General features: G+C 72.0%; 7 protein-coding genes. All 7 read left to right on the top strand.

Annotation, left to right across the window (positions count from 1 at the left end; all coding sequences use genetic code 11):
• The first annotated feature begins 16 nt into the window (after window positions 1-16).
• Window positions 17-1,654 (top strand): FAD-dependent oxidoreductase, encoded by a 1,638-nt coding sequence (locus ACIOC1_RS14400; protein WP_355334782.1) that lies wholly within the window; start codon window positions 17-19, stop codon window positions 1,652-1,654.
• Between the two features lie 36 nt (window positions 1,655-1,690).
• Window positions 1,691-3,343: an NAD(P)/FAD-dependent oxidoreductase gene (locus ACIOC1_RS14395; RefSeq protein WP_391162580.1), complete on the top strand. Its 1,653-nt coding sequence runs from the start codon at window positions 1,691-1,693 to the stop codon at window positions 3,341-3,343.
• Entirely contained in the window at window positions 3,333-3,917 is a 585-nt protein-coding gene (locus tag ACIOC1_RS14390) for a flavin reductase (RefSeq protein WP_391047680.1), read from the top strand. The genes ACIOC1_RS14395 and ACIOC1_RS14390 overlap by 11 nt, the downstream gene beginning before the upstream one ends.
• A 2-nt stretch (window positions 3,918-3,919) precedes the next feature.
• On the top strand, window positions 3,920-5,749 hold the full coding sequence (locus ACIOC1_RS14385; RefSeq protein ID WP_401854309.1) for a fatty acyl-AMP ligase: 1,830 nt from the start codon (window positions 3,920-3,922) through the stop codon (window positions 5,747-5,749).
• A 34-nt stretch (window positions 5,750-5,783) separates the two neighbouring features.
• Window positions 5,784-7,385, top strand: a complete 1,602-nt coding sequence (locus tag ACIOC1_RS14380; protein WP_391047674.1) for a carboxyl transferase domain-containing protein — start codon at window positions 5,784-5,786, stop codon at window positions 7,383-7,385.
• Entirely contained in the window at window positions 7,382-7,612 is a 231-nt protein-coding gene (locus tag ACIOC1_RS14375) for an acyl-CoA carboxylase epsilon subunit (protein WP_391047672.1), read from the top strand. The genes ACIOC1_RS14380 and ACIOC1_RS14375 overlap by 4 nt, the downstream gene beginning before the upstream one ends.
• Window positions 7,613-7,718: 106 nt before the next feature.
• Window positions 7,719-7,802: biotin carboxylase N-terminal domain-containing protein (locus ACIOC1_RS14370; protein ID WP_355335748.1), on the top strand; the 84-nt coding region annotated here is incomplete at its 3' end.

Below are 7,802 nucleotides of genomic sequence, written 5' to 3'. Positions count from 1 at the left end.
TCCCAGGAGGTCGCAGATGAACACCCGCCACGACGTAGCCATTCTCGGCGCAGGCATCGCCGGTTCGATCCTGGGCGCCGTACTCGCCCGCAACGGCGCCAAGGTGCTGCTGCTGGACGCCGGCACCCACCCGCGGTTCGCCATCGGGGAGTCCACCATCCCCTACACCTCGGTGCTGATGAAGGTCGTCAGCGCCCGCTACGACGTGCCGGAGATCGCCCACCTCGCCAGCTTCCAGAGCGTACGCAAGCACGTGACCGGGGCCTGCGGCGTCAAGCGCAACTTCGGCTTCGTCTACCAGCGCGAGGGCCAGGCCCAACGGCCCGACGAGGTCAACCAGTTCGTCATCCCGAAGATGCTGCACACCGAGAACCACTTCTACCGGCAGGACATCGACGCCTACATGGCGTACACCGCCGCCTCCTACGGCGCGGTCCTGCGGCAGCAGACCCGGATCCAGGACGTCGACATCGACGGCTCGGGCGTCACCTTGACCACCGACCGCGGCGAGACCTTCCAGGCCCGCTACGTGGTCGATGCCAGCGGCCACCGCTCCCCGGTCGCCGAGCACTTCGGCCTGCGCGAACAGCCCACCCGCTTCAAGCACCACTCGCGCTCGCTGTTCACGCACATGGTGGGCGTCACCCCGTACGACGACGTCATGCGCAACCCGTCGCAGTACGGCAACCCCAGCCCGTGGCACCAGGGCACCTTGCACCACGTCTTCGACGGCGGCTGGCTGTGGGTGATCCCCTTCGACAACAACAAGGGCGGCACCAACCGGCTGTGCAGCGTCGGCCTCACCCTGGACCCGCGCCGGCACCCGCGGCCCGACGGGCCGCCGCAGCAGGAATTCGACGAATTCCTCAGCCGGTTCCCCGACATCGCACCGCAGTTCAAGAACGCCCGCCCGGTCCGCGAGTGGGTCTCCACCGGCCGGTTGCAGTACTCGACCACCAGCACCGTCGGCGACCGCTTCTGCATCACCGCGCACGCCGCCGGATTCATCGACGCGCTCTACTCCCGCGGCCTGACCAACACCCTCGAAGTCGTCAACGTCCTGGGCTACCGGCTGCTCGACGCGATCCGCGACGACGACTTCTCCCGCGAACGCTTCGCCTTCGTCGAGCAGTTGGAGCAGGGCCTGCTCAGCGCCAACGACGACCTGGTCAACAGCTCCTTCATCGCCTTCCGCGACTACGAGATGTGGAACGCGGTCTTCAGGACCTGGGCGATCTCCACCGTGCTCGGCACCTTCCACCTCGAAGGCGTCTACGACCGGCTGCGCCGCGGCGGCGACACCGGCCCGCTGCGCGAGATGGAGCACTCCAAATACCTCGGCTCGCCCTTCCCCACCCACGACGGCTGCAACGAACTGCTGCGCCACACCACCGCCGTCAGCGAGCAGGTGGAGAACGGCACCATCACACCGCAGGAGGCGACCCGGCGGCTGTTCGCGCAGCTCTCCGCCGCCGACTTCATCCCGCCGCCGCTCAACCTCGACAAGCCGGGCAACCACTTCTTCCACGCGACCCCCGCGCGCATGGCGCGCACCGTCGCCTGGGCCCGGACCAAGGCACCCGCCGACATCGCGGGCACGGTGACCCACGCCATGCGCGGCTTCGCCATGGAACGCGTCGCGCACGGCGGCTGACCCATCCGTATCCGACCCGAACAGGTGATGGGCACCATGAGAACCGACCCCGACCACATCGGAGACGACCAGCGTGACCCGGACGTCACCGTCCTGGGCACCGGGATCACGGCCACCTCGCTGGCCGTGATCCTCGCCCGGCACGGCCTGCGCGTCCTGCTGCTCGGCGAGCACGACACGTCCGGCAGCGAGCCGGGTGAGATGACGCTGCCGTGCACCTCGTTCCTCTACGAGGTGATCGCCGAGCGCTTCCGGGTGCCGGAGATCGCGCTGCTCGCCGACGCGGGACGGGTCGGACGCGAACTGTCGTACAACTGCGGCGTGCAGCGCACCCTCGGCTTCGTGCACCACCACGAGGGCGCCGGGCACCGGCGGGCCGACTCCCTCCAGTTCAACATCCCCTCGGAGCACGGCGAGAGCCGCTTCTACCGGCCCGACCTGGACGCCTGGATGCTCGCCGCGGCCGTCGGGTACGGCGCCCGGGTACGGCAGCGGGTCCGGGTCGACAAGGCCGTCGCCGAGGACGACCGGGTACGCCTGACCCTGACCTCGGGTGAGGAGATACGCACCCGCTTCGTGGTCGACACCGGCGGCCCCGACTCGGCCGTGGCCCGCGCGCTCGGCGCCGAGCGGGTCTCCGGGGGCACCGGCACGCGGGTGATCGGCGCGCACGCCGTCGGCGTACGGCCGTACGAGCGGGTCGCGCCGGTCCTCAAGGGTTCGCACCCCTGGTCGCAGGGCACCTTGCACCACGTCTTCGACGGCGGCTGGATACAGGTCGGCCACTTCCGCAACGGCTCGGGTACGCCGGCCGGCTCCGCGCTCGCCACCGTCACCCTGTCGCTGGACGCCGCCCGCTTCCCCCGGCAGGGGACCGACGGCTGGGAGGAGATCCTCGCCCGCGCCGCCCGCCACCCGGCCGTCGCCGCCCAACTCGCCGACGCCCAGCCGATGTTCTGCTGGACGGCCGACTCCGGCCAGTGGCACGCCTCGCGCACCGTGGGCGACCGCATGCTGCTGCTCGACGGCTCCGCGCTCGGCGGCGACCCGGTCCTCGGCCGCGACCTCTACACCTCCGCCCAACTCGTCTACTCCGCGGCCTCCGACATCCTCGCCGCGGCCAGGGACGACGACTGGTCGGCGGGCCGCTTCCGCTATCTGGAGCGATTGCAGCACGGCATGGCGGACCGTCAGGACCGCCTGGTGGACGCCGCGTTGACTGCCAGCTCGCACCCCGCGCTGTGGAGCGCGACGGCCAGGGTCTGGCTGCTGGGCACCATGTTCGACGCGCTCTCCCTCAAGCGGAGCGCCAAGACGATGGCGTCCGGCGCCGCCGAGGCCGCCCTCACCTCGCTGCGCGCCGACCCCGCCACCGGTGTCTGCCACGAGACGCTGCCGGAATACCGCGAGCTGCTCGACTTCACCCTCGCCGCCTGCCGCGACACCGCCGAGGGCCGCGCCACCGCCCGCCAGAGCGCCGACCGGATCTTCGTCCGCCTGCGGAACGAACCGATGGTGCCGCCGATCTACGGCTTCGGCGACCCCACCGACCGCGAGTACGTCCTCACCACCCCGCAACGGGTGCGCACCCTGCTGTGGGCGCGCAAGGAAGCACCACCGGGAGTGCTGCGCCTGGTGCGGCCCTACGGCGCGCGCGGCGGCGGAAAAGACCTCGGCCATGACGACTGACCAGGAACAGGACATCCGACGCAGACTCGCCCACCTGGGGATCGTGGACATGGAAGCAGACACCGGAACCAAGAGGTTCCCCGCCCAGGCCCTGCCGCCGGAGCCGTCCGCCATGCGCCAGGTGTGCGGGCACTTCACCACCGGCATCACCGTCGTCACCAGCGTGATCGACGGGCAATGGGTCGGCGCCACCGTCAACTCCTTCACCTCCGTCTCGCTGGAACCGCCCCTGGTGCTGTTCTGCCTGCGGCACGACTCCCGGCTGCTGGCCGCCGTCCGCGCCACCGGGACCTTCGCCGTGAGCATCCTCGGCGCGGCACAGGGCCCGGTCGCCATGGGCTTCGCCGCACCGGGACCGACCCGCTTCGACGGGCTGGACTGCCTCAGCGGCAGCGCCGGCGCGCCCATCCTGCGCGACGCCATCGGCTACCTGGAGTGCAAGGTCGCCGACGAGTACCACGGCGGTGACCACCGGATCGTGGTCGGCGCCGTCACCTCGCTCGGCACGCTGGAGGACGACGGCCCGCTCACCTTCTACCGCGGACGGCTCGCCCGGCTCGACAAGGAGCGCTGACCATGAGCATCGACCTGACGCGACAGCCCGTCGCCGAGGCCGTGCCCCCGTACCCCGACCCCTCCGCGCCGCTCGACCTGCGCACCCTGCCCGAGGTGCGCACCCTGGTGGACGCGCTGCGGCTGCGCGCCGCGACACGGCCGGACGACACCGCCTTCGTCTTCCTGCACGACGGCGAGGAGCCGCAGGACCCGCTGACCTACGGCGCCCTCGACGCCGACGCCCGGCGGCACGCCGTCGCGCTCACCGCGGCCGGACTCGCCGGCCGCAACGCCGTACTGCTCTACCCCTCAGGATTCGATTTCGTCCGCGCCCTGCTCGGCTGCATGTACGCGGGCATCGCCGCGGCGCCGGTCCAGGTGCCCAGCCGGGTCAGCGGACTCCAGCGGCTGCGCGGCATCGCCGACGACGCGGACACCCACGCCGTCCTCACCACGGCCGCCGTGGCACGCGAGCTGCGGGAGCGGTTCGGCGACCGCCCGGAGCTGACCGGCCTGACGCTGATCCCCACCGACGAACTGCCCGAGGACGCCGCCGGGGGCGCGGACCCGGAGCAGTGGCACGGCACCCTGCCGGGACCGGGCGACACCGCGCTGCTCCAGTACACCTCGGGGTCGACCGGCGACCCCAAGGGCGTGATGGTCACCCACGCCAACTTCATGGCCAACGCGCGGGAGACCGACGACCTGTGGCCCTGCGGCCCCGGCGCCACCGTGGTGTCCTGGCTGCCGCTCTTCCACGACATGGGCATGCTGTTCGGGATCGTGCTGCCGCTGTGGGCGGGCCCGACCTCGTACCTGATGACACCCGAGGCGTTCATCCGCCGCCCGGCCCGCTGGCTGGAGGCGATCTCGCGGTTCCGCGGCACGCACGCCGCCGCGCCCGGCTTCGCGTACGACCTGTGCGTGTCAGCCGCCGCGGAAGGCCGGATCGGCCCCGGCCTCGACCTGTCCAGTTGGCAGGTCGCGGGCAACGGCGCGGAACCGGTGCGCTGGCGGACCATCGAGAACTTCGCCGCCGCCTTCGCCCCCGCGCGCTTCGACCCGCGCGCGATGTGCCCCGGCTACGGGCTCGCCGAGAACACCCTGAAGGCCACCGGCGACCGCGTCGACCGGGAACCCGCCGCCCTGTGGGTCTCCGACGACGCCCTGCGGGACGGCGTGGTCCGGCAGGTCGACGCGGACGCGCCCGGCGCCGTGCCGATCGTCGGCTGCGGCGCGCCGGAGCCCGGGACCCGGATCAGGATCGTCGACCCCGCGACCCTGAACCCGCTGCCAGACGGCCGCGTCGGCGAGATCTGGATCAACGGACCCTGCGTCGCGGCCGGCTACTGGGGCCGCCCGGAGGCGAGCAAGGAGACCTTCTGGGTCCGCACCGCCCCCGCCGCCGACGACAGCCACGAATATCTGCGCACCGGCGACCTCGGCTTCCTCCACGACGGCACCCTGTACATCAACGGGCGGCTCAAGGACCTCGTCATCCGCGCGGGCCGCAACCACTACCCGCAGGACATCGAACTGTCCGCCGAGACCGCCGCCCCCGGCCTGCGCCCCAACTGCGCGGCGGCCTTCTCCGTGGACGACGGCAGCACCGAGAAACTGGTCGTCGTCGTGGAGGCCGACGGGCGGACCCTGCGCGAGACCGGTACGGAACGGCTGCACAGGCTTGTACGTGAGGCGGTCTGGGACAATCATCGGCTGGAGGCGGACGACGTACTGCTGGTGCGGCGCGGCACTCTGCCCAAGACCTCCAGCGGCAAGGTGCGACGCCGCGCCTGCCGACAGCTCTACACGGACGGATCGCTGGCCGACGCCGTCGTACGAAGCGGCTGACGTCCGGGCCCCGCGACGCCCGCACGGCCAGGTCATGACGCACCGAGGAGACACCGTGTCCGCAAGCCCAGGAAGAGGAACCACCGCCGAGCGGCTGTCCGAACTCACCCGCAGGCGGGCCGAGTCGGCGCGGCTGGCGACCGACGCACCAGCCGTCGCGCGCCAGCACGACAAGGGCAAGCTCACCGCCCGCGAACGCATCGACGCCCTGGTCGACCCGGGCAGCTTCGTCGAGCTGGACGCCATGGCCAGGCACCGCTGCCACGACTTCGGCATGGACCGCCAGCGTCCGCTCGGCGACGGCGTGATCACCGGATACGCCACGATCGACGGCCGCCGGGTCTGCCTGTTCGCCCAGGACTTCACCGTCTTCGGCGGCAGCCTCGGCGAGGTCTACGGCGAGAAGATCCTCAAGGTGATGGACCTGGCGCTGCGCACCGGCTGCCCGATCATCGGCATCAACGACTCGGGCGGCGCCCGCATCCAGGAGGGCGTGGTCTCCCTCGCCCTCTACGCCGAACTGGTCAAGCGGCACGTCCAGGCGTCCGGTGTCATCCCGCAGATCTCCCTGATGACCGGCCCCTGCGCGGGCGGCGCCGTCTACGCTCCGGCGATCACCGACTTCATCGTCATGGTCGAGGGCATCTCCCACATGTTCGTCACCGGGCCCGACGTGCTGAAGACGGTGACCGGCCACCAGATCGACCGCGAGGAACTGGGCGGCGGCTACAGCCACAACGCCGTCTCGGGCAACGCCCACCACCTCGCGCGCGACGAGAAGGAGGCGTTCGAGTACGTCCGCCTGCTCCTCGGCTACCTCCCGTCGAACAACATGGACGACGCGCCCGACTACGAGGTGCGCGCCGCGGAGGAGTTCACCGCCGCCGACCTCGCGCTCGACGAGCTGATCCCCGACGAGGCCAACCGGCCCTACGACATGCACCAGGTGATCCACACCGTCCTCGACGACGGCGAGCTCCTCGAAACGCAGGAACTGTTCGCCCGCAACATCATCTGCGGTTTCGGCCGGGTGGAGGGCCGCAGTGTCGGCGTGGTCGCCAACCAGCCCTCGCACATGGCCGGGGCGCTCGACATCGACGCCAGCGAGAAGGCCGCCCGCTTCATCCGCACCTGCGACGCCTTCCACATCCCCGTCCTCACCTTCGTGGACGTCCCCGGCTTCCTGCCGGGCCTGGAGCAGGAACGCGGCGGCATCATCCGGCGCGGAGCCAAGCTGATCTACGCCTACGCCGAGGCCACCGTCCCCATGGTCACGGTCGTCACCCGCAAGGCGTACGGCGGCGGGTACGGCGTCATGGGCTCCAAGCACCTCGGCACCGACGTCAACCTCGCCTGGCCCACCGCCGAGATCGCCGTCATGGGCGGCGAGAGCGCGGTCACCGTCCTGCACCGCCGCGCCGTCGAGCAGGCCGAGGACCCGGCCGCCGAGCGCGACCGGCTGCGCGCCGAGTACGAACAGGCGCTGTGCAACCCGTACGTCGCCGCCGAGCGGGGCTACGTGGACGCGGTGATCATGCCGCACGAGACCCGCGGGCAAGTGGCCCAGGCGCTGCGGGCGCTCGCCGACAAGCGGGTGACGCGGCTGCCGCGCAAGCACGGGAACATCCCGCTGTGAGCGGCGCGCGCGACCCCGACATCCGGGTGGTGCGGGGCGAGCCCACCGCCGAGGAGCTGGCCGCGCTGCTCGCGGTGTGGGCGGGCGCCGGCGCCGCGCTCGGTGACGAGCCCGCGGCGCGGCGGTCACCTTCGCGGCGATCGTGGCGGCGGGGCACGGTGCCCGCCCCGGACCGCGGCCCCGGCCAGTGGCGGCGCGGCGGCCGGAGCGGCGGCTGGACGCCGTGAGCGCGGCCGTCCGTCGCGCGGCCCCCTGACCGCCGCGGGGCGTCGGAGCCGGGAAGCCGCCGGAGTCGGGGAAGCCGAACCAGCCAAATGAGCCAAGGGAGCCATCGTGCGCAAGGTGCTCATCGCGAACCGCGGTGAAATTGCTGTCCGCGTTGCCCGTGCCTGCCGGGATGCGGGGATCGCGAGTGTG

This window comes from Streptomyces sp. NPDC088197 (genome assembly GCF_044741185.1).
Taxonomy (GTDB): domain Bacteria; phylum Actinomycetota; class Actinomycetes; order Streptomycetales; family Streptomycetaceae; genus Actinacidiphila.
This window is presented reverse-complemented; position numbering and strand designations above follow the sequence as displayed.